Source organism: Paenibacillus albidus, assembly GCF_014644435.1.
GTDB lineage: Bacteria > Bacillota > Bacilli > Paenibacillales > Paenibacillaceae > Paenibacillus_AQ > Paenibacillus_AQ albidus.
This window is the reverse complement of sequence record NZ_BMKR01000023.1, coordinates 49405-71898: the sequence shown is the minus strand read 5'-3', so window position 1 is coordinate 71898 and position 22494 is coordinate 49405. Positions and strand designations below refer to the sequence as shown.

Annotated in this window: 22 protein-coding genes, 1 pseudogene and 1 other annotated feature; of the genes and pseudogenes, 7 read left to right on the top strand and 16 right to left on the bottom strand. The window is 50.5% G+C overall.

What is annotated here, in order from left to right; genetic code table 11:
- The first annotated feature begins 46 nt into the window (after nt 1-46).
- Nucleotides 47-397, top strand: coding sequence for a helix-turn-helix domain-containing protein (locus IEY53_RS22610; protein WP_189029043.1), 351 nt, complete (start codon nt 47-49; stop codon nt 395-397).
- A 108-nt stretch (nt 398-505) separates the two neighbouring features.
- Here the strand turns inward: IEY53_RS22610 and IEY53_RS22605 are convergent, their stop codons facing one another.
- Nucleotides 506-673: a CxxH/CxxC protein gene (locus IEY53_RS22605; protein WP_189029104.1), complete on the bottom strand. Its 168-nt coding sequence runs from the start codon at nt 671-673 to the stop codon at nt 506-508.
- A 91-nt stretch (nt 674-764) separates the two neighbouring features.
- On the opposite strand from IEY53_RS22605, the pseudogene IEY53_RS35225 reads away from it, so the two are divergent.
- A pseudogene (locus tag IEY53_RS35225) lies at nt 765-952 on the top strand (sugar diacid recognition domain-containing protein); the annotation flags it as partial.
- Nucleotides 953-1097: 145 nt separating this feature from the next.
- Here the strand turns inward: IEY53_RS35225 and leuA are convergent.
- Entirely contained in the window at nt 1098-2762 is a 1665-nt protein-coding gene (leuA, locus tag IEY53_RS22595) for a 2-isopropylmalate synthase (RefSeq protein ID WP_189029041.1), read from the bottom strand.
- A gap of 79 nt (nt 2763-2841) precedes the next feature.
- Nucleotides 2842-3105 (bottom strand) — a binding site (T-box leader).
- A gap of 85 nt (nt 3106-3190) precedes the next feature.
- On the bottom strand, nt 3191-3832 hold the full coding sequence (locus IEY53_RS22590; protein ID WP_189029039.1) for an HAD family hydrolase: 642 nt from the start codon (nt 3830-3832) through the stop codon (nt 3191-3193).
- A gap of 234 nt (nt 3833-4066) precedes the next feature.
- Between IEY53_RS22590 and IEY53_RS22585 the strand changes: the two genes are divergently transcribed.
- On the top strand, nt 4067-5026 hold the full coding sequence (locus IEY53_RS22585; RefSeq protein ID WP_189029037.1) for a LacI family DNA-binding transcriptional regulator: 960 nt from the start codon (nt 4067-4069) through the stop codon (nt 5024-5026).
- A gap of 174 nt (nt 5027-5200) precedes the next feature.
- Complete coding sequence (locus tag IEY53_RS22580) at nt 5201-5398, top strand: hypothetical protein (RefSeq protein ID WP_189029035.1); 198 nt, start codon at nt 5201-5203, stop codon at nt 5396-5398.
- A gap of 147 nt (nt 5399-5545) precedes the next feature.
- Here the strand turns inward: IEY53_RS22580 and IEY53_RS22575 are convergent, their stop codons facing one another.
- Complete coding sequence (locus IEY53_RS22575) at nt 5546-6223, bottom strand: GNAT family N-acetyltransferase (RefSeq protein ID WP_189029033.1); 678 nt, start codon at nt 6221-6223, stop codon at nt 5546-5548.
- 477 nt (nt 6224-6700) lie between these two features.
- Between IEY53_RS22575 and IEY53_RS22570 the strand changes: the two genes are divergently transcribed.
- Nucleotides 6701-7102, top strand: a complete 402-nt coding sequence (locus tag IEY53_RS22570; RefSeq protein ID WP_189029031.1) for a RidA family protein — start codon at nt 6701-6703, stop codon at nt 7100-7102.
- 365 nt (nt 7103-7467) lie between these two features.
- Here the strand turns inward: IEY53_RS22570 and IEY53_RS22565 are convergent, their stop codons facing one another.
- The gene (locus IEY53_RS22565) at nt 7468-7635 is read right to left on the bottom strand and encodes a CxxH/CxxC protein (RefSeq protein WP_189029102.1); all 168 of its coding nucleotides are present in this window, start codon (nt 7633-7635) and stop codon (nt 7468-7470) included.
- Between the two features lie 242 nt (nt 7636-7877).
- Here IEY53_RS22565 and IEY53_RS22560 point away from each other — a divergent pair, with 242 nt between their 5' ends.
- Complete coding sequence (locus tag IEY53_RS22560; RefSeq protein WP_189029029.1) at nt 7878-8906, top strand: CdaR family transcriptional regulator; 1029 nt, start codon at nt 7878-7880, stop codon at nt 8904-8906.
- Nucleotides 8907-9077: 171 nt separating this feature from the next.
- On the opposite strand, the gene IEY53_RS22555 is transcribed toward IEY53_RS22560, so the two are convergent.
- The 9 genes from IEY53_RS22555 to IEY53_RS22515 form a co-directional block, all read right to left on the bottom strand.
- Nucleotides 9078-10307 carry a glycerate kinase gene (locus tag IEY53_RS22555; RefSeq protein ID WP_189029027.1) on the bottom strand — a complete coding sequence of 410 codons (1230 nt, stop codon included), beginning with the start codon at nt 10305-10307 and terminating at the stop codon, nt 9078-9080.
- Between the two features lie 21 nt (nt 10308-10328).
- Complete coding sequence (locus IEY53_RS22550; protein WP_189029025.1) at nt 10329-11624, bottom strand: GntP family permease; 1296 nt, start codon at nt 11622-11624, stop codon at nt 10329-10331.
- A 236-nt stretch (nt 11625-11860) separates the two neighbouring features.
- Nucleotides 11861-13663 (bottom strand): thiol reductant ABC exporter subunit CydC, encoded by a 1803-nt coding sequence (cydC, locus tag IEY53_RS22545; protein ID WP_189029023.1) that lies wholly within the window; start codon nt 13661-13663, stop codon nt 11861-11863.
- Nucleotides 13660-15447 carry a thiol reductant ABC exporter subunit CydD gene (gene cydD / locus IEY53_RS22540; RefSeq protein WP_189029021.1) on the bottom strand — a complete coding sequence of 596 codons (1788 nt, stop codon included), beginning with the start codon at nt 15445-15447 and terminating at the stop codon, nt 13660-13662. Before cydD ends, cydC begins: the two co-directional genes overlap by 4 nt.
- Nucleotides 15447-16463: a cytochrome d ubiquinol oxidase subunit II gene (gene cydB, locus IEY53_RS22535; protein WP_189029019.1), complete on the bottom strand. Its 1017-nt coding sequence runs from the start codon at nt 16461-16463 to the stop codon at nt 15447-15449. The genes cydD and cydB overlap by 1 nt, the downstream gene beginning before the upstream one ends.
- Complete coding sequence (locus IEY53_RS22530) at nt 16450-17853, bottom strand: cytochrome ubiquinol oxidase subunit I (protein WP_189029017.1); 1404 nt, start codon at nt 17851-17853, stop codon at nt 16450-16452. The genes cydB and IEY53_RS22530 overlap by 14 nt, the downstream gene beginning before the upstream one ends.
- A gap of 224 nt (nt 17854-18077) precedes the next feature.
- Entirely contained in the window at nt 18078-18308 is a 231-nt protein-coding gene (locus IEY53_RS22525; RefSeq protein ID WP_189029015.1) for a cold-shock protein, read from the bottom strand.
- 245 nt (nt 18309-18553) lie between these two features.
- Nucleotides 18554-18754: a cold-shock protein gene (locus IEY53_RS22520; protein ID WP_019914582.1), complete on the bottom strand. Its 201-nt coding sequence runs from the start codon at nt 18752-18754 to the stop codon at nt 18554-18556.
- A gap of 389 nt (nt 18755-19143) precedes the next feature.
- The gene (locus IEY53_RS22515) at nt 19144-20382 is read right to left on the bottom strand and encodes a S1C family serine protease (protein ID WP_189029013.1); all 1239 of its coding nucleotides are present in this window, start codon (nt 20380-20382) and stop codon (nt 19144-19146) included.
- Between the two features lie 341 nt (nt 20383-20723).
- Between IEY53_RS22515 and IEY53_RS22510 the strand changes: the two genes are divergently transcribed.
- The gene (locus IEY53_RS22510) at nt 20724-20930 is read left to right on the top strand and encodes a hypothetical protein (protein ID WP_189029011.1); all 207 of its coding nucleotides are present in this window, start codon (nt 20724-20726) and stop codon (nt 20928-20930) included.
- Here IEY53_RS22510 and IEY53_RS22505 read toward each other — a convergent pair.
- Nucleotides 20899-21705 (bottom strand): MBL fold metallo-hydrolase, encoded by an 807-nt coding sequence (locus IEY53_RS22505; RefSeq protein WP_189029010.1) that lies wholly within the window; start codon nt 21703-21705, stop codon nt 20899-20901. The two genes, IEY53_RS22510 and IEY53_RS22505, sit on opposite strands and share 32 nt — an antisense overlap.
- A 14-nt stretch (nt 21706-21719) precedes the next feature.
- On the bottom strand, nt 21720-22460 hold the full coding sequence (yycI, locus tag IEY53_RS22500; protein WP_189029008.1) for a two-component system regulatory protein YycI: 741 nt from the start codon (nt 22458-22460) through the stop codon (nt 21720-21722).
- Nucleotides 22461-22494: the final 34 nt, after the last annotated feature.

The following is a 22494-nucleotide window of genomic DNA, read 5'->3' as shown; positions in this document are numbered from 1 at the left end:
AATAAGGCGTGTTCACTCAGTTAAGCTTGTCATGAGGTGAGTTAAGATGCCAGAAGAGTCCAAATCCGATATTGTGAGAAAAATCGGTGAAAGAATTCGGCGTATGCGAAAAGAAAAGCACTTATCCCAAGAACAGCTCGCAGAGCTATCTGGGTTACATACAAATTATGTTGGACAAGTAGAACGCGGAGAGAAGAACGTAACTCTTGAAACACTGGAGAAGGTTGTTTTAGGGTTAGGTATTTCTCTGGAGGAGTTATTTCGATATGTAGGACCAATGGAAGAGAAGGATGCTCTTGGCGAGATTATGGAGTTGCTTGTTGATCGTTCAGTGGAGGATCAGAGAATGGCATTAAGTTTGTTGAAAACGGTGATTGATTGGGAAGAAAAGAAGTAGTCCTATCCAACATAACATGTTTTTGAATAATTATAAAAACAGCACTCAGCTTCTAATGCAAATTAGCGGACGCGTCTCCGCGTCCTTCCCCACCCCTACTTCATCCCCTCAAACCACCAAAAACGCCCCGTCCTTCTCGCACTCCGCACACTCCGCGGGCGGGTCCCAGTCGGAGAATTCCGTTTCCTTCAGATCCACGATGTCTGGGGCATCTTCGTATTCATCCACAAATTTATCAATGGCGAGCTCTACATGTTCTTTGCACACTACATACATCATTCAAGCATCCCTTTCTGTGCCGCTGCGGCCTGTTACTCCTTCTATTGTTCTACTATACTCCCCGGATATTCCCTACAACATCAACATCATGAACGAGCACGGCGTAATCGTCGGCAGTGGCCGGAAGGAGCTAGTCGGAACGATTCATTCAGGCGCAGCCAAGGCGCTGACGACAGGGAGGATGATCGAGATCTGGGAAGACAGTCGTTTGAGAAAAAATCCAACCACGAGCCGGTCGTCATTAACCATCAGCGTGTCGGTGTCATCGGGATTTCGGCTCTCTAAATGAATTTAAATCAATCTCTAGCTGATCCCGAGCAGGAAGCGGCCTCTAACAGCGAAAGAAAAAGGGAGCTACCCGCGGCAGCTCCCTGGTGGAGAAGTCAAATAATTTGGACCCTAACGGTTAGCACGTAATTAGTTAGGTATTACGGCTATAATGATTCACAGCACTGAACAGAGCTTTTACCGATGAAGTCATGATATCAACGTCAATACCGCAACCCCAGTATACGCTCCCGTTTGAAGCCGTGATACCGATATAAGATACTGCTTGTGATTTAGAGCCTGTTTCCTGAGCGTGCTCTTTATAGATCAGATCGGTATAATTCATCCCAAGTTCGGTTTGCAGAGCATTGCTGATCGCATCGAGTCTTCCGTTTCCGGCGCCTTCAATTTCCTTGACTTCATTGCCGATCCGTATCGTGACGGTGGTTTGAAAATCTTCATCGTCCGTAGAGCGGTATTTGATAAACTCCACTGGGGTTTTTATATTTACATATTCCTTCAGGAAAATATCGTATATTTCATCGGGCATCAGTTCCTTCTGCTGCTGATCCGATACGTTTTTAACGACGTATCCGAAGTTTTCGCGCATTTTCGCCGGGAGATCTAGTCCATACTTCAGCTGCAGGACGTATCCGATCCCGCCTTTACCGGACTGGCTGTTAATGCGGATAATATCGCCTTCATACTCCCTGCCGATGTCCTTGGGATCAATCAGCAGATAGGGGACCGACCAATGCTGGGGTTCCTTTTCCTCACGCCATTTCATTCCTTTGGCAATGGCATCCTGATGCGAACCGGAGAAAGCGGTGAATACCAGCTCACCTCCGTAAGGATGCCTTTCGCTTACTCTCATTTTGGTCAGTCGTTCATAAACCATGATGAGCTCAGGAATGTTCTCAAAATTCAGCTTCGGATCTACCCCGTGTGAGTACATGTTTAGCGCCAGCGTCACAATATCTACGTTCCCCGTTCTTTCCCCGTTTCCGAACAAAGTGCCTTCGACGCGCTGGGCTCCGGCCAACATCCCGAGCTCCGCATCCGCCACACCCGTTCCTCTGTCATTATGTGGATGGAGTGACAGAATAACATGTTCCCGGAAGTTCAGGTGCTCGCTCATATACTCGATCTGGCTGGCGTAGACATGAGGCATCGACATGGATACCGTTGCAGGAAGATTGATAATGACCGGGCTCTCAGCCGTCGGCCGCCATACGTCGAGCACGCTGTTACAGATGTCTAGCGCAAATTCAATTTCTGTACCTGTAAAGCTTTCAGGTGAATACTGGAACTGAAAATTCCCCTCTGTTTCCTCCGCACACTGCTTCAACTGCTTGGCGCCTTTTACAGCGATGTCGATGATTTCTTGTTTGGATTTCCGGAATACCTGCTCCCGCTGCGCCACGGATGTCGAGTTGTACAAATGGACTACGGCTTTTTTGGCGCCTTTCAGCGCTTCAAAGGTCTTGTAGATAATATGCTCTCTTGACTGGGTAAGCACTTGGATCGTTACATCATCCGGAATCAATTCCTGCTCGATCAATGTGCGTAGAAAGGTGAACTCCGTTTCCGATGCTGCGGGAAATCCGACTTCAATTTCCTTAAATCCGATATCTACAAGCAATTTGAAGTATTCAAGCTTTTCCTCCAGATTCATCGGAACAATTAATGCCTGATTTCCGTCGCGAAGGTCGACGCTGCACCAAATCGGCGCCTCTGTAATATATTCCTTTCGGGTCCAGTTCAAGCTTGTCTCCGGCTGCATAAAATATCCTCTGGCGTATTTCTCAACATTTTTCATGGATAATCCTTCCTTTCATCGATTTCTGTGCTTATTAGCCAACGATCGGGTGCGCAAAAAAAGCCTTTCATCTCCACTAACAGGAGACGAAAGACTTTGACATCTCACGCGGTACCACTCCGAATTCATGCCTAGTCGGCATGCACTCAACGGATACAGGGTTGCCGAAACGGACAAGCCATGTATCCTCCTGGTGATAACGGTCAGGCTCCGGCTCCACCTACTATACTGGTTCAGCGAGCAACTCCAAGGCGAGTTCCGATTTTCTCCACGGCTGTTTCGCACCATCCAACAGCTCTCTGTTTGCTTGGAAAACCGTACTATTCCTTCTCAACGTATTTTAATATTTGAAGTAATGTTATATCAGCAATGCGTCCATGTCAATTGTAATCTGATTTTTCTCATAACGGAAATGTAGCCATACTCCATTATCGAACAGATTGCCCGATGTATTGCTTAAACTCTTCAATTGACGTAAACAGCTCGTCAGGGTGAAGCGACCGCAGCAGCTCCGAATCGGCCGTCTCCGCCCATGCGGCGGATACAATCGGAATCCCCGCTTCCCGCGATGCAGCAATATCGCTTGGGGCATCTCCTACATATACACTTTCCGCAGGCTTGATGCCAAGCTGCTCCAACACGCTCTGGATCCCCTGCACCTTACTCGGCCCATCCGGAGATCCGGTTTCAATGAGATCAAAATAGGATCGGATACCAAAGATATCAAGCGTAACCTCTGCACTCCGCGCTCCCTTCCCCGTAACCATAGCCAACCGTACATTGCGGTTTTTGGCGTAGTCCAGCACCTCGATCATGCCCTCAAACGGAGCAGCACACATCCCATGCAGTTCGCGATAATGCTTCAAGTAGTCCTCAATCCCCTGATCATATCGGGCCGGAATCAAAGCCCGGACGGTTCCCTCTTCGGAAGGCCCAAAGGTATCGATAATTTCCTGGTCACTCAGGACTCTGCCTGCGAGTGGTTCAATCGCTTTCTTGAAAGCGGCGATACACAAAGGTAATGTATTTCCAATCGTACCGTCAAGATCAAAAATGATGCATTTCAGCATGTTTTATTCTCCCTTTCATTTTTTCTGCTTTCCCCCTTTACTGCACGCGCGCGGGCAAAAACATTTCTTTGCAAGCCTTGCAACACCAATCTAATTTATGGAATGCTTTTCATGTCAAGTCCTTTCATTTTGTTAAAGCATCAGTATAGTATAAACTTCAAAGAACAAGCCTCCTGAGATCGCAGGAACTTATACTAATAACACCTTAAATGAGCTTGGGGAAAGGGAGAGATTATGGCGAATATCAAAGACATCGCAAGGCTAGCCGGAGTATCGGTGACGACGGTATCACGTGTAATCAACGGTCACCCTTACGTGAGGGATGACAAAAAAGCGGCTGTTCTACGTGCCATGGAGGAAACGAATTATGAGCGGAACATCAACGCCGTTCATTTAATCAAAGGGAAAACGAATCTCATAGGCGTCATGGTTCCTTCTATCAAAAGGCCCTATTTCGGTCTTGTCGTCGAAGGAATCGCTGAGGAAGCTTTGAAAGGCAATTATAAACTGGTGCTCATTCAAACCAATTATGAAGAACAACGAGAGCAGGAAGCTTTAATGATGCTCAAGCTCAAACAAATCGACGCCCTCATTATTTGCTCAAAAATCAGTGATTGGGACATTGTCGAGGAGTATGCCGCTTATGGTCCAATTATTGCATTCGAGGATGCAAGAGGCAGAAACGTTTCCTCGATTTTTATTGATCATTACAAAGGCTTTATGGAGGCGTTGGCGTACTTGAACGGTAAAGGCCATCGTAAAGTCGGCTATTGCCTGGCCAGAAAATCCGGCACCAGCAGCAAGCAAAGGGAAGCGGCGTACCGGGATTTTCTGAAAAGCTCGGGGGAGCCCTTTGATCCCGATTGCGCATTTTATGATGCCATTCATTTTGAAGACGGGGAATGGATCGTGCAGCGATTGATGACGATGCAGGACCCTCCAACCGCGCTGCTCGTGACGAGCGACCAGGTCGCGGCCGGCATTCTGGCCTGCTGCAACGAACGAGAACTTGATGTGCCCTCCAAGCTTGCCATTGTGAGTTTTGATAACCAACCGATAGCCAGAACCTTGAATATCACAACTTTTGAAATTCCTTTAACAGAGATTGGAAGAGACTTGTTCCGAAAAGTTATGACCAAGGAGTTCTTTCAGCAGGAGATACCAGTGAGGTTGATTGAGCGGTTGACAGTTTGAATTACATATAAATAAAATGGGTCAACATAAATCTAATAAATCTGAGTGTTTGTCAAAGTATCTTGCGAGTTCAAATTGAACAATTTATAATTTTTTGGTGCCCTTTACCTCGATTAACCAGTCTTCTTTTGGGGGACACTGAAAAGACGTACTAACCCATGGGAGGTGAATCCAGTGAACGAGAACAAGAAAGCAAGAACGCAGCTAGAACAGGCGCAAGCCAAAGATTCGACCGATGAAGGACAGAGCGAAGCGTTCATGACGATCGACGCATGGAACCAAGACGGCAACCCTGCCGCGGCTGTCGACGAGTTCGGTCCGGAAATGAAACAAGAGGATCCGCCGACACTCAATGGGAAGCCGTCGATGTAGTTCATGAATTTTCGGTTGATTCCCGAGGACGAACAAGGGGCGGAGCGTCCCTTTTCGTGCTCTTTATGATACGGTTCTCCGCGCTGCTCGTAACGGCAAGTTTTAAGGCCATCCTTTTCGGGATGGCCTTTCTTTTAGATGTAAATCTTAATGTATTGAAATATCCGTTCCATAAAGGTGAAGACGGAGGCGTTTTGCAATGGACAGCGAAGAATAATTATCCCATGATGTACTATATAAAGGGATCCTCCGAGACCGTCGTATCGCTTGGGCCCATAAGGACGTTACGCGCATCGCATATCCTTTTCCTCGATAATCTTTCAATGTCTCGACTCCGGCCTCTGCAGCCTTATCGCTACTTCTTGCGCTAAAACAGACAGATACAGCCATGTTGTTTTCCGTCACCATAAAACAAGGTCCTCGAAACTTCAGTTCCGATAATAGAGTAGGAAACCCTGGTTCCAAGCAGTATTTATTGTCTTCAGTAACCAAGGTGGCGCCTGTGTAATCCTTTGCGGTTTCATGAAATATAAAAGCCGGGCCCATCCATAAGCCTCTAATTTCTCTGTCCTTCTCCAACGTGCGAATAACATTAGCAAGTTGCTCGGTTGAATCACCCTGATCCATGAATTGCAGAATGTCATGGACTAAGCGATTTGGTACGTCGCTGCGGAATCTTACAATACGGCCAGCAACGGTCTGTCCCCAAAAAAATCGAGGAGCAGGCTGGTTCGTTGGCTCATTAATCGTTGTGATACGTCCAGCATGATCATGAATATAGAGAACTCCTGCTTGAATGCTCATTAGTTCTAAATGGTTGTACAAAGGCTTACCTCCTCTATTGTTTATCACTCACCCTTTCCCTGTACAATTTCATTATCATCAAAAATCACTCGTTCTCACCATAATCTGTATCCAAGATACCATCTTTCCAAAGCACTTTGAATGGTCTTCTTTACGTTTCAACAAAAAAACTTGCCGTTATTTATGATACGGTTCACCGTATCACTCTAACAGCGAAACACATAATACCTTAAACTATCATGGGCTATTATTTTTCTTGAGATTATATTATTATTTTGTTGTAAGTTATTTTAATTATAAATATTAAGGAGGAATACCTGATGAAAAAGAGATCGATTAAATATTTATCTTTTGGTATTGGGTATTCTACTGCTGTTTTTTTCTAGAATTAGTATCGACGGGATAGGTCTGTCATATATTAAGAGAAATTAAAAAACAGTGAAAATATATAGCCTCTATAGTTATGTATTTTCTATTTATAAGGAGACTTTACAAACGATGAACTTAAATAACAATGTAATTCATAGATATAATCCGGAAAATTTAGCGAAACCTGTTGGAAGCTATAGTCATGTGACAAAAATAAGCAGAAACGCTGAAATGTATGTTTTTTCTGGTCAAATTGGTATCGATCAAAACAATAATATCCCCACAGATTTTAATCAACAAGTGACAAATACAATAAGTAATATTGTTGAAATCCTTTCATCTCAAAAGTTGACTCCTGATCATGTCATTAAAATCAACATTTGGGCCACAGAAGAAATTGATTGGGATCATTTCTATACCATTTGGAATAAAGTATTCGGTCCCACTCCTCCTTCAATGACGGTTGCTTATATTAAAGGATTAGGTTTACCTGAATTAAAAATTGAATTAGATGTTTGGGCTGCTGGTTAAAACTCAAGTATGATTTCCTTTACGCAAAACGTGCCTTAGAAGCGATTCTAGAGGCACGTTTTTTTAGCAGCATAATTCAAGAAGTTCTTACGACAACAGCGGCCGGAAGTCCAAACATTCTCCGCAGTTACGACCAATACCTATATATTGGAAAAATCTCAAGTTCATTCTATATATTTATGATACGGTTCGCCTTGATTAATCTTCACTACATGGTAGACCTCTCCGTGCGTCATATTCATGGGCTTTATATTCCACTTTTTCATCCCTTCATCCACTTAGAAAGCACAAAAAGGACGTGTTCCACGTCCTTTCGCTTCATTACCAGTATAGTTTAATCCTCTGCTGCTCCTATAATAAACCCCTCAAACCACCAAAAATTCCCCATCCTTCTCGCACTCCGCGCACTTCGCGGGCGGGTCCCAGTCGGAGAATTCCGTTTCCTTCAGATCCACGATGTCCGGGGCATCTTCGTATTCATCCACAAATTTATCAATGGCGAGCTCTACATGTTCTTTGCACACTACATACATCATTCAAGCATCCCTTTCTGTGCCGCTGCGGCCTGTTACTCCTTCTATTGTTCTACCACACTTCCCGGCAAAAAGGAACTCCTCCACCCCACATTCCCATCCCTTTCCGGCTCCTGTGTTCACGGTTCTGCCTGATCTCCCCTGGTGACTTCTTAGGCTGCGTAGAACGCACCCTTTGGGTTATACTTTGTTCAGATGCGGGGGCAGTGTCTATTACTCGCTCTGAAGGGGAGGATGCCTCCATGTTCCAGCTGTCCAAGAAACAGGCACAAGAGATTGTCGATAAAATGATGCAGGATATTCCCTACAACATCAACATCATGAACGAGCAGGGTGTGATCGTCGGCAGCGGCCGGAAGGAGCGGGTCGGCACGGTTCATTCGGGCGCGGTCAAGGCACTGGAGACCGGACGGATGATCGAGGTCTGGGAAGACAGCCGTTTTGAGAAAAAGGGCACCAACGAGCCCATCGTCATTGACCAGCAGCGTGTCGGTGTCATCGGGATTTCGGGCAATCCGGACGAGGTCCGTCCTTTTTGTAATATAGTACGAACCACCGTCTCGCTCTTGATCGAGCAGAAGACTGCCCTCCAGAACCTGGCCCATGAGGCCAACCGCACGAAGGTGTTCATAGAGATGCTGCTCGCCCACCAGGGTACCTACTCCCAGAAGCTGCGCAAAGAAGCCGTCCCCTACAACCTGGACTTGGCTCTGCCAACCATCGTATTCTATATCAGACATCTCCAGGTCGACGACCGGATCTCCAAGCTGCTGCTGCGCTATCCGTCGTTCGTCATTCAGGGAGATACCCATCTGCTGCTCTTGCAAAATGATCCCTACCCGGCCCGTCTCCTCGCCCAGCTGGTGGAGGATCAACCTCAAGCGCGGATTGCCTCCGGCCGTCTGGAGGGCAACATTGGGGAGAGCTTCCGGCAGGCCCAGTCCGCCATGAACGTTCTGCTGGCCCTGCGGCCGCCGTCACAGACAATCGGCTATGAAGAAGTAGAATTTCTCGTCAGATTCAGCCATGCCAAGCTCACCGATACCAGCCAAGCCGTCAGCAAGCTCGAAGACAGCATCGATCTGCTGGACACCCTGCGCAGCTTCATCCAGCAGGATTGCAGTGTCGCCCGCACCGCCGCCGAGCTGAATATCCACCGCAATACGCTCCAATATCGCCTGAAGCGCATCGAATCGATTACGGGCAAAGACCCGCGTAAGCTGCTCCAGCTGATCGAGCTCACCCATGGGCTGCTGTCTTTGTATAAGTAAGGTACAGCTTAAATACTTAGAATAGCAGCCAATTGACCAATCCACCACTTTCAACGGGGGCAGCGTGGTCACCCAGCCTCCATTTCAAAAAGATAACACAAACAGAAATAGGCCGCCCTCTGCTGGGACAACGGCCTATTTCTGTAGGTAGTACCTGCTAAGCCACCGTCCTTAAAAGCGCGGCTTTTGCACGGAGGGTCGTGTTGACGCACGACTCTCTTTGTATTTTACGCTGATTGTGGCTTTATTTGCAGTATATTCTTCACTCATCCGCAGCACCCGCGCGATATTCTCGCAGGTCCGCTCCACGTTCTGCGGCCCTTCAGTGAGCAGCTTGTCGAGCGGTGCTGCGCCCGGCACGATGCCGAAGACCGCGTCGATGCCCTCGGTGTAGAGGGTGTCGATTCCTTCGCCGATGTAGCCCGCGATGGCAATGACTTTTTTACCCGCAGCTTGGGCGGCTTGGGCGACCCCGTAAGGGGTCTTGCCGAACTTGGTCTGGAAGTCGATGCCGCCTTCCCCGGTGAAGACCACGTCCGCATCCGCCAGCTTTTGCTTCAGGCCGGTGTGCTCGATGATGATCTCAATGCCTTTTTGCAGCACAGCCTGTGTAAAAATAAGCAGCCCGGCCCCAAGCCCGCCAGCCGCGCCCGCGCCCGGCACGTCACGAACATCCTTCTGCAGCTGCGTCTTCACCACTTCCGCATAATGGGCCAGGTTCGCATCGAGCTGCTGCACCATCTCCGGTGTGGCCCCCTTCTGCGGGCCGAAGACCACCGATGCGCCCTGCGGCCCGCACAACGGGTTCGTGACATCGCAGGCCACGATCAGCTGCACCTGCTGCAGCCGCCCATCCAGCTGGCTCAGATCAATGCGGGCCAGCTTGTCCAGGCTGCCGCCGCCACGGGGAAGACGTTGTCCCTCTGCGTCCAGGAATGCTGCGCCCAGCGCCTCGGCCATGCCCGTACCGCCGTCATTGGTCGCACTCCCGCCGATCCCGATAATGATCCGCTTGATGCCTTGATCCAGGCACTCCCGAATTAGCTCACCGGTACCGTAGGTGGTGGCCGCGAGCGGGTTCTTGGTCTCCGGGGTTACCAGGTGAATCCCGCTGGCGGAAGCCATCTCAATCGCAGCTGTGATACCATCGCCGAGGATGCCGTAGGGAGCTGTAACCTTTTGCCCCAGTGGACCTGTGACTTCTTTATAATGAAGGTGTCCCCCGGACGCATCGACCAGCGACTGCACCGTTCCTTCGCCTCCGTCCGCCATCGGTACGTGAATATAGTTAGCTGACGGGTAGATCTTGCGCAGCCCTTTTTCCATCGCGATACAGACTTCCTTGGCCGTCATACTTTCCTTGAAGGAGTCCGGCGCCAGTACAAATGTTTTCTCTCTCATCTCTTCACCCCATCCTTGATTTTACAGCAGAAATCCATAGATCAGTGTAGCCACAATCGCCATTGTCCCGCCGACCATCGCTTCATAAGGAACGAGGCCAAGGCGCTGTTTAATGCTCATTTTCATACTGTCGGCCGTCACGTGGAAGTAGTTCCCTTGCGGCAGCGAGTCGATCACAGTAGCCCCGGTGTGGACCATAACGGCCGCCGCCAGCGGAGCCGTGCCCATATCGAGAATGGCTTGTCCAAAAGATCCCGTAGCGAGGATAACCCCCGTCGACGTAGAAGCCGTAGCTGCCGCCATTAGAATCCCGGCGATTGGGGCCAGGAACGTGCCCGAGATCCCGGAAGCCTCGATCAGGCTAACCACTTGGGTAGACAGGTCAGAGGCACTGATTAGCCCGGCTATCCCGCCTGCACCGATCAAGATGAGCACTGTTGCTGTCATTTTGTTCAGACCGGAAGAAGTGTATTGCAGAATGTTCTTCGCTTGGCCCATGGCCAGCATGCCCACAATTCCGGCAATCGGCAGGATGTACATTGCATCCACCTTGAACTTCGCCAGCGCCTCAATGCCCGAGAGCGAACCAATAGGATTCATCATCAGCAGGACCACCGCGACCAGCGGTGCAACAATGGCCTTGCCGAGCGGCGGGTACTTGGAAGCGTCTGTGTTGTTCTCTTCGACTTCTCCATCCGCCACCTTCACGCCTTTATTCTTAAGCAGCGAAGCGACGATGACAGTCACAATCAGTCCGCATACCGCCGGGATCAGTCCGGCCAGCATGACGTTACTGAGATCCAGATCGAAGCCGCGCGCCGCTGCAATCGTATTCGGATTGGGGGAGATGATATTCCCCGCTTTGCCTCCACCGGATAGGGCGAGCAGCAGCGCCATTTTGGAGATGCCCATCTTGTTGCCGACAGACAACGCAATCGGAGCCACGATCAGCACCGCTACCGGGATAAAGACACCAACGGCGGTAATAATCATCGTCGCCAAGGCCAGCGCCAGTATCGCCCGGCTCCCGCCAAATTTACGGACAATCGCCTGGGCAATCGTCTCCGCCGCTCCCGACTCCATCATCACCCCAGCCAGCACGCCTGCGGCCAGCACCCTAAGCACCGTACCCATCACGCTTTGTGTGCCACTGACCAACACACTGACGGTCTGTTCCAGATTAGCCCCGCCAATGAGAGCGCCTACAATTGCACCCAGAAATAATGCATATACCGGATTCAGCTTTCTAAGTATCAGTATAATGGCAATCGCCAGCCCCGCCAGCGCCCCGATCCAACTGATTGTTAATCCATCCATCATTGCAACCTCCCACACTCTTGTTGAACACGCTTTCAGTATAAAGGCTGCATCAGGCAAATAATATTGATGAAGGGACGGAATTGATTGTGCAAGTGCACAATCGCTGGGCAAACCCCGCACAGAGTTCCGTTGACGGGCACCCGCCAAGTTGAGCAGGGTTCGACAGGTTGGGCTGGTCAGCCGCTCCCCTAACACACAAAAGCACCCGCAACTACGCGGGTGCCTTCCTCCCCTTACGGGGTCATGCTATCACTGCCGCCGGGCATAACCCCCGGCCGGTCCAGCTCATACAGCCGGCGGTAACGCGGCTCGCGGGCCATCAGCTCGGCATGGGTGCCGCGCATCTCCACGCTGCCGCCCTCCATAAAGATAACTTCGTCCATCTGCTCTGCGCCCACCAGGTGATGGGTCACCCAGATGAGCGTCTTGCCCGCCATCGCCTCGAACATCGTCGCCAAGAGCTCGCGCTCGGTGCGCGGGTCCAGCCCCACCGTAGGCTCGTCTAGGACCACGACGGGTGTGTTCTGGAGCAGGATGCGGGCCAGCGCGATCCGCTGCCGCTCGCCGCCGGAGAAACGTTGCCCCGCCTCGCGGACGGGCGTGTTGTAGCCCTCCGGCAGCGAAGAGATCAGCGTATCCAGCCGCGCCAGTGCACCCGCTGCCCGGATCTCTTCCTCTGTTGCCTCGGGATTGCCGAGGCGGATATTGTTCGCCACCGTAGTGTCGAACAAATGCGGACTTTGGTTCAGCACCGCGATCACCCCGGGAATCTGCTCCCCATAAGCGGAAGCCTCCACGCCGTTAATCACAGCCGTGCCGGCCGACGGCTTAATGACGCCTTGAATCACCTTCAGCAGCGTCGATTTGCCCGCGCCGCTGCGGCCGATAATGGCGATTCTGCGCCCCTGCGAGATATCCAGTGTCAGATCACGGATCGACCAGTCTTCCGTGCTGCCATAACGGTACCCGGCATTTATCAGCTGAATGTGGACGTCGGGCTTCATCTTGTCCAGGTTGTTGACCTGTTCAAGCGCAGCAGCAGCAGCTTGTGCACGCCAAGGATCATCAGCACGTTCCTTCTCTTCCGCCGCAGCTACACCCGACAGGCGCTCCACAGAGTTGCGGTATTGCGGGATCTTCTCCACCGCTTCCGATACCGGCAGAAAAGCATCCGCCACCGGGAACACCACCAGCACGAACGCCGCGATCAGCGTTCCGGCAATCGCGCCGTCCGCGTATTCCCCCGCTGCCCAATAGAGCAGCGAAAGCACGCCAACTCCGACAACGGCCTGCCCGATGAACATCCGCAGCCGTGCCCAGCGGCGCAGCGCACCATCGGTCCGGGCTACCAGCTGTTCGTCGGACTCATAGGTATCCACGAACTGGCTTTGCCGTCCGCTGATGACCCAATCGCCCATGCCCAGCACGGCATCGGTCAGCTTTTGATACAGGCGGTTGCGCTCCTGCTTCACTTCGCGCTGGCGTTTCTGCGTGAACAGCAGCGAGATCAGCGGCAGCACCACCACCAGTACGAGAATGTACAGCCCCATCAGCAGTGCAAAGGCCAGATCGAAGGTGCCCAGTGTAATGACAGCGGCAGCGTAGATCAGCAGTGCAATGACGCTTGGGAACACGGTGCGCAGGTACACATTTTGCAAATATTCAATGTCATCGGCCAGCATCCCGAGAATATCCCCGGTACGGAAGCGCGAAGACAGGAACAGCGCCTGCGGCTCCAGGATGTGATACAGACGGACGCGCATTTTGGACAAAATCCGCAGAATCGTATCATGACCGACCAGACGCTCCACGTAATGAATGACCGCCCGGCTGGTACCAAACGTACGCACGCCGACAATCGGCACATAGATCATCAGGATGTTCTCCGGCGGGATGGATGCCTTGGAGATCAAGAACCCCGAGGTGTACATCAGCGACGAAGCCGAGAATATAGTAAGTGCGCCGAGCGCTATAATCAGCACAAAACGCCAAAAATACGACGAGACATAAGGGGCAAACCATCCTTCAGGTTTCAATGGATTCCCTCCAATTGCGACTGTATCAGCCCATAATAAGCACCCTTGCGGGCGACCAGCTCACTGTGTGTACCCACCTCAGCTACCTGTCCGTGGTCCATGACCACAATAACGTCCATATCAACCATCCAGTGCAGACGGTGCGTAGCCAGGAAGACCAGCTTGCCGGTGAACAGCGGCAGCATGGTTTCCTTCAGCTCATACTCCGTCTCAATGTCCAGATGCGCCGTCGGCTCATCCAGCAGCATCATCGGACGGCTGCTCAGCAGCGCACGTGCCAGGGCCACACGCTGCTCTTGTCCGCCGCTTAAGGAACGGCCGCCCCCGCCGATCATCGCCTCAAGCCCGCCGGGCAGGGAAGCCACAAGCCGGGACAGTCCTACTTCCGCCACCACCCGGCTAACCTCCTCCATGGAGGCCTCCGGGTAGTAGAAGCGCACATTATCCGCAAGTGTTCCGCTAAAAATATAAGGCCGCTGCGGGATATACGCAGTCTGCTTGCGCCAGGCCTCATCTGTTAAGGCACTGAGCTTCGTGCCGTTCAGCGTAATGCTCCCGGAACTAGGATGCAGGAACCCGCCAAGAATGTCGACGAGCGTTGATTTACCAGCCCCGCTCTCCCCGATAATGCCGATCTTGCGGGCACCCTGAAACGCAAGACTGACCCCAGACAGTGAGGAAATTCCCTCTTCTTCATACTTCACACCAATTTCATTGAGCAGAAGCTCACTGTCTGCGCGCCAGGTGAAGATAGACTCCCGGGTGACTGCCTCCGGTCCGGTTGTTCCCGCAGCAGCGGCACCGGCTCCAGTTCCCGTAGTTTCTATAATTTCCGCTGTCGCCGTCTCCCGGTCAATAATACTCTTCATGGCTTCGCCCGCTTCCTTGCCATCCAGTGTGGCGTGAAAGTCCGCGCCCACCAGCCGCACCGGCAGGAAATATTCAGGTGCCAGAATCAGAATCGTCAGTCCCGTGACCAGAGTCATCTGCTCATTGACCAGACGCAGCCCTAGACTGACTGCTACTGAGGCCACCGATAGCATGGTGAAGAAGTCCAGCGCGAACGAAGACAGGAACGCCACCCGCAGCGTACGCATAGTCGCCGAGCGATAACGATCACTCACCGTAGCGATGCTCTCGCTGTGGCTGCGGCTGCGCCCGAGGAACTTTAGCGTCTCCAGTCCGCGCAGCGAGTCCACGAAGTGATTGGATAAGGTACGGTAGGACTTCAACTGGCGGTCCATCTGTTTGCGCGCTGTCACTCCGATCAGAATCATAAACACAATGATGATCGGCATCGTCAAGGTCAGGATGACCCCGCTTGAGGTATCCAGGGTGTAGATGTAAATCAGCAGCAGGACCGGCGTCACCGACATCCCGACCATCCGTGGAATAATCAGCTCCAGGTACGTGCGGAATTTCGTGACGCCTTCCAGTACCAGCGTAACCAGATTGCCGGTTCCCCGGTCCCCCACCATTCTTGGCCCCAGCTGGAACAGCTTATCCATCATCTGTCTGCGCATGCTGCTTCCGGTGGCCTCCGCAAAGCGGTAGGAGACCTTGCTCATCAGCAAAGCGCACGCATGGCGCACTAGAAACGCAAGAAGGAACAACAGGGAAGTGCCCCATTGTTCCTTCAGCGGTTCTCCCGCGAACAGCGCAGAGACGACTTCCGCCAGCCCTTTGGCCAGCAGAAGAATGGACAGGCTTTGCACCAGGGTCAAGAAGCCAACGATCAGGAAGACCGGCTTAACTCCTTTGTACCCAAGCAAATTTTTATCCATTAGTATTCAAGATGCTCCTTCTCGTGAATCCGTTTGTGAAAGATAAAATAACTCCAAATTTGATAACCCAGTACGAACGGCAGCATTGTAAGTGCCACAATCGTCATGACCTTAAGGGAATATTGCCCCGAAGCCGCATTGGTAATAGTCAGGTTGAACGCTTGATCCAGCGAGCTGATCATCACCCGCGGGAACAATCCCACGAAGATCGAAGCAACGGCCAAAGCCATAACCGCACCGGTCATGCCGAAAGCCCAATTGTCCTTCTTGTGCAGCATGAAGTAGCCTGCGAGGACAAAAGCAACTATCCCTAATATTACTATAATCATCAGCAGTGTACCACGTTGTTCAAAAATATCGGTCATAAAATATGTCATGACCACAAATCCAAGCAGCAGCGCACCCAAGGGCAGCAGCAATTTCTGTGCCAGCTGACGTGCACGGAGCTGCAGATCTCCCATCGTACGCAGTGTTGTGAACATCAGTCCGTGTACCAGACACAGGAGTACGACAGTAAACCCGGCAACGACTGTATAGACATTGACGATATCCGTGAATCCGGCATACATCTGCATATCCGCATCTATCGGCAAACCTTTGATGAAGCTGGCGAATACGACGGCGAGCAGGAACGGCGGCAGGAAGCTGCCGATGAAGATGCAGGCATCCCAGGTACGGACCCAGGCTACAGAATCGCGTTTGCCGCGGAATTCAAAAGCGACACCCCTCGCAATCAGCGCCAGCAAAGCGAACACAAACGGAATATAGAATCCGCTGAACAAGGTGGCATACCAATCCGGGAAAGCCGCGAACATAGCACCCGCACCTGTGATCAGCCACACCTCATTAGCGTCCCAGAACGGACCGATCGAGTTGATTAGCACCCGGCGCTCCGTATCATTTTTGGCAAGAAGCTGAGTCTCCATCCCTACGCCGAAGTCGAAGCCTTCCAGGAAGAAAAACCCGATAAAAAGCACCGCAATCAGCACAAACCACAATTCATTAAGAGAAAGCATGGGAACCCTCCTTGTTATACGGATCATGCGACTCGCCGTGATCGTTATCCATGGCATACGGGCCTTTGCGGATGACTTTGATGAACAATCCGACCAGCACCGCACCCAGAATGGCATAAATAACTGTAAACGAAATGACCGAGAACAGAACCTGGCCGCTTGTTACGTTAGGCGATACACTGTCTTTGGTCTGCATCAGTCCGAAGACGGTCCAAGGCTGACGGCCAATCTCCGTCATGATCCAGCCCGCCGTATTGGCGATTGGAGGCAGCAGAAGTCCCCAGAGCATGAAGCGCATGAACCAGGTGTTCGGACGGTCCATCTTTTTGCGCCACATCAAATACATCGCATACATCCCCAGGAAAATCATCGCTGTACCTGCCGCAACCATGATCCGGAAGCTCCAGAAGGTTGTGCGTACAGGCGGGATATAATCCCCTGGTCCATATTGCTGTTCATATTCAGCCTGCAGTTCATTCATCCCTTTAACTTCACCGGAGAATTTACTGTAAGAGAGGAAACTCAGCAGGTAAGGAATCTTGAATTCACCGGAATTATCTTTATTCTCCGGGTCAATATTGGCCCATACTGTCCAAGGTGCCGGATCACCGCTTTTACCCCATAGTCCTTCGGAAGCCGCCATCTTCATCGGCTGGGTCTCCACCAGATATTGAGCCTGCGCATGGCCGGCCACCGCTACCCCAATCGAAGAGATAATGCCGACGATGGCCGCGATCTCAAACGATTTTTTGAAAAAGGAGACTTCCTGCTTCTTAAGCAGTTTATAAGCACTGATCCCCGTGACAAGAAATGCGCCTGTGGCATAAGCCGCCAGCACCGTATGCGGGAATTCCACCAGTAATTGTCCATTCGTAATCAGCGCGAAGAAATCATTCATCTCCGCCCGACCATTGTTGATCGCAAACCCAACCGGATGCTGCATAAAGGAGTTGGCGGCCAGAATCCAGAACGCGGACAGCATGGTACCGAAGGCTACCAGCCAGATGGACAGCAGATGCACCTTCTTGGAGACTTTATCCCAGCCGAAGATCCAGAGTCCAATAAACGTAGACTCCAGGAAAAAGGCAAGCAGCGCTTCAATCGCCAGTGGAGCTCCAAACACGTCACCGACAAAGCGGGAATAATCCGACCAGTTCATCCCGAACTGGAATTCCTGCAGAATCCCGGTAACCACCCCGACGGCAAAGTTAATGAGGAACAGCTTCCCCCAGAATTGCGCCATTCTTTTATACTCTTCATTGCCTTTTCTAACGTACATCGTCTCCATGATCGCAATCAATAGCGCTAGTCCAATAGATACTGGCACAAAGAAATAATGAAAGATCGTCGTCGACGCAAATTGTATACGTGACAGCATAACTGTATCCATATTTCTCCCCTTCCTTCTCCCCTTTTCGATATGTCTATTTTGTCAAAATCTCAGCGGCTAAAGTGTGATTTTTATCACATTAATCCCCCGTTTCAGGCCTCAAATTCAATAAATTTGTGACAAATGTCACAATGTGCTTCAAAAAGGCAAAAAAAATAAGACGGGTTCACCGTCTCGGAGTTGTTCGTCAATCTATAGAAAAGCTCGACCCATAAAGGCGTTGGTTAGGTAATGGAAATACCCTTCTTTAGCGATTTCAGATCGCCATTCGAATTAAGCAGCTGTGGGAGCATCTTCATGCCCCGTACCATAGGGGAGTGACAGAGACGACAAGAAGGCGCACTTTCAAATGCGAAATTGTCCCTCATCCATCCGTTGCATCCATCATTGGTACATGCCCAAATTGCGGTATTTTCTTCCGGTATTTCCTCCAAAGGCTTCTTCCGGTAGTTCATTGCCGTTCCTCCCTTCCTTTATGTCAAAAGTTGAAGAACCAAAAAAGAAAAACGCCTTTCGACGTGTCTCCAAGCAGTTGAACCGCATTTAGCGGATATAATTCTTATTATACCAGATTTGGCCTTAGAATGGCTGTGCAAGTCTGATATTATAAGAAAAACTCCTAACGGAGTCTCAAGAATATTACCAGTTGTTGAAAAAAAGACCGTCCCAACTTTCGCAAGCGGGGACGGTATCTTCTATATTACAGTTTTACAACGTTTTCGGCTTGTGGTCCACGGTTGCCTTGAACAACGTTGAATTCAACGCGTTGGCCTTCGTCCAAAGTTTTGAAGCCGTCGCCAGTAATTGCGCTGAAGTGAACGAATACGTCGCTTCCGCCTTCAACTTCGATAAATCCGAAACCTTTTTCTGCGTTGAACCATTTAACTGTACCTGTTTGCATGTGTGTTACCTCCACAAATTTAAATTAATATGTTCTTTTTATCTTCAAACAAAGAAAAAATTCACACATTGAGAAAGGTTGTAACTACCAATATGACAGCCCTTTTCAATGTAAGAATTAGGTATCAATTGTATGAATAAATTCATATTAACACACCTGATACGCAAAGGCAAGCTTGCCCATCCGAATTTCTCCGTATTTTCCCTATAAAGGCTAACTTCCCAATGTAAGGGCTGCCAGTCGGTCTGGATATATAAGAAAGTATATACATTCGATATACTATCCGATTATATCCCCCCGAAAAAATGGATAATGTCCATTAAATGGACGTTGCTTGCCTTATTTCCTTGTCGTGACTGCACTGATATTATATGCCGCTGCGAACAGATTTATTCCTCTGGTTTTTCGAGAAGTTTAACCGTTACCTGCTTCATTACCCCATCCCGGTAATATGTAATCTCCAGATTGTCGCCAATCTTCGTCTGGTTATATAAATATTTGCGCAGAGTGAGGGTCGAAGTAATGGATTCCGTGCCAAATTTGACAATCACATCATTGAGCTTTAGTCCCGCTTCCTTCGCCGGACCCACCGCATCTAGTACAACAACGCCGTTTTGGACACTGTCTGGAAGCTTCAGCTCTTTGCGCTGCTCCTCGTCAAGCGGTACATATGGATTATTCAGATCGATGGAATATACGCCGAGGTAGGAACGGGAGATCTTCCCTTTCTCTGCCAGCTCATCCGCCGTCTCCATGACATGGTTAGCGGGAATAGCGAAACCCAGGCCTTCGACTCCGGTATCCGAGATCTTCATCGTATTAATGCCGATCACCTTGCCATTCAAATCCACCAGTGCACCGCCGCTGTTGCCTTCATTAATGGCTGCATCGGTCTGAATTACTTCCTGCTCCCAGTCATACACCCCATCTTGATTAAGCGACACCGGGATCATCCGTTCCGTGTAACTGACGATCCCTGAGGTCAAGGTATCGCCTAGCCCCAGTGGATTGCCGATAGCAATGACGGTTTCCCCCAAACGCAGCTTGGAGGAATCTCCAATCTGGGCAATAGTATGGATGCCCTTGGCATCTATCGACAGTACAGCAATATCAGTGACTTTGTCCGTGCCGACCAGGGTTGCCTTATGGGTCTCTCCATCTACCGTAACGACTTCCAGCTTGCCGGCCCCATCGATGACATGGTTATTGGTAATAATAAGGGCCATATTGTCTGACTTCTTATAGATAACTCCGGAGCCGAGTGCCGATTCATCCAGAATACTAAGCTCCTCATTGTCTTCTTTATGATTGATAATACTCACTACCGCTGGCCGGACCGTAGCCGCCGCCTGAATAATCCGGTCGTACGGATCGCCGCTGCTTGGCGTTACCTTCTCGATCACAGTGGGTGCGAGCGCCTTCTCACCGGATAATTGGCCTGTAACCAGGCTGAACAGCAGCACCGCCACTACCGCGCTGACCAAAGAGCTTATTGCCGAAACCTGCCAGGTAGCCAATCCCTGCCGTGACTTGCGTACAGACCATCCGCGTCTTGCCCCTTTGGCAGCTTCACGTTCCTCACGCCGCGATACTTTGGTTGAATAGAAATCATCATCAAACAATCCCACCAGAAATCCTCTCCCCTCTATAGCAAGCCCATCCCTGGCCTTAACGCCATATCCAAACACCCGTGCCCTCTAGACCTATATTTGTTAGACTCCTTTTCGCTTTAAAAGGTTTCACTATATTTCACCCCAAAAGAACGGCTTGTAAGCGTAATGAGGCTTATATTCTTTTGAAAGGGAATATTTTGCGGCTTAGAAGACTACAATAGTAGAGAAGCTGCGCTTGATCCCGCTCTATACGATTGTATCACAGGCTGGCGCCGTGTCGTGGCTTTTCTAATCGATAAGTCCTGCATATTTTTTACAGATTATTTTCCCAATTCTGCTTGGAAGGAGGCATAACCATGGATTCTTTTTCGTCCAGTATGGATCTGGTGCAATTTATCGGCAAGCTCGGCGATCTGAAGGATGAACACTATTATATGACGCTTGCCCATGCGGCTATGGTAGAGCTGCTGATTGAGAAGGGATTGTTGTCCCGCCAGGAATTGGAGCGCAAGATAGCAGAGATGGATCACCTTATGACTGACTCACCTTATCCCATGGCGTAGGTTGATCGTAATACGTATCGCACAATCTAAACTCGCTGTCCTTGTAGAAGCAGCCCCGGTCTTCCATTGCCCCGCGTACGGACATTTTGGCCAGATCCATCATGTTATGATCCCGGCTCAAATGCGCCAGATAAGCGCGCTTCATCCGCCCGGTCAGGATCTCGCTCAGTGCCGCTCCTGCGGCTTCATTGGAGAGGTGGCCCATGTCGCCCAGAATACGCCGTTTGGTGTTCCACGGATAACGCCCCATTCTAAGCATCTCTATATCATGATTGGCCTCCAGCACAAGCACATCGGCATCAGCGATGGCCGCCCTCACCTTATCGCTGACATACCCCAGATCTGTGGCTACACAGAGCTTTTCTTTGCCATCATAAAAGTTATACCCCACCGGCTCGGCCGCATCATGTGAAATGGCAAACGACTCTACACGCATGCTTCCAAAATCTCTATGTTGGCCGGACTCCAGAATGATCCGGTTATGTTCAGCAATATTGCCAATCCCCTTCTCAATCGCACCCCAGGTATTGGTGTTGGCATAGATCGGCAGATCATATTTACGCGCCATTGCGCCAAGCCCCTTGATATGATCGGAATGCTCATGCGTAACCAAAATGCCGTCTATATCCTTTCCCGTCAGCTCGCGCATGGCGAGCAGCTCATCGATCCGTTTCGCACTCAGACCTGCATCGATCATAAGTGTAGTTTCTCCATTGCGTACCACCGTTACGTTCCCGGTAGAACCGCTGGATAATACTGTGAATGATATACCCATATTTCCTGCTCCTTCTACTCTGTTGTCTTGGGACTGATGATATCCGCACTGATGGCATCTACATAATAAGCCTTGCCGTTCTCCAGCATGAACCGCCACATGGGTGACGCCACCTGACTCTCGGAATTGAACAATTCTCCGTAATATCCCAGTTCAATCTCTTTGACCACCGAATCCGGCGGAAAATATTTCTCGATCAGGCTGCTCAGCGCCTGAGAAGCGGGAAGCACCTTCTGCACATCCTCATTGTTGCTTGCAGCGATCTCGATCTTTGGCCACCTGTAAGCCACAATTTTCTGATCGCTGTTAATCAGCTCCAGCCTGACCCGGAACAGCGACCACTGGTTCTCGACCAGCGGATGAAGCACGAATTTGCCCACCTCGCTCTCTTGAGCATCAAAACGGTAATTGGCGATATCCGGAATTTGGCTCTCCAGCTGCTTGCTCAGCTCCGAGAATGAGGAATAAATCAGCTTGCTGTCTACAGGCTGCTTAAGCTGGACCGGTGAATCATTCTGTTCCTCCCCGGAATAGCGATAGGTGATGTCAGGCAGCTCCGGGGTTCCCGCCGGAATCGCAGACAGCAGCCGTATTCCCTTTTGCTCCATCACCCTCTGGGTTTCTTCGGACAGGGAAGTGAAGTCCACACTGGCGCTGACCTGATCGCGCAGATCAACCCAGAGCTGATAGCACAGCAGCAGATTCAGCAGCAAAAAAGCGTAGATCAGCACATTTTTGGCCCTTCCCCAATCCATACCCCATTCCTCCCAAAGTTATATCAGTACGCAT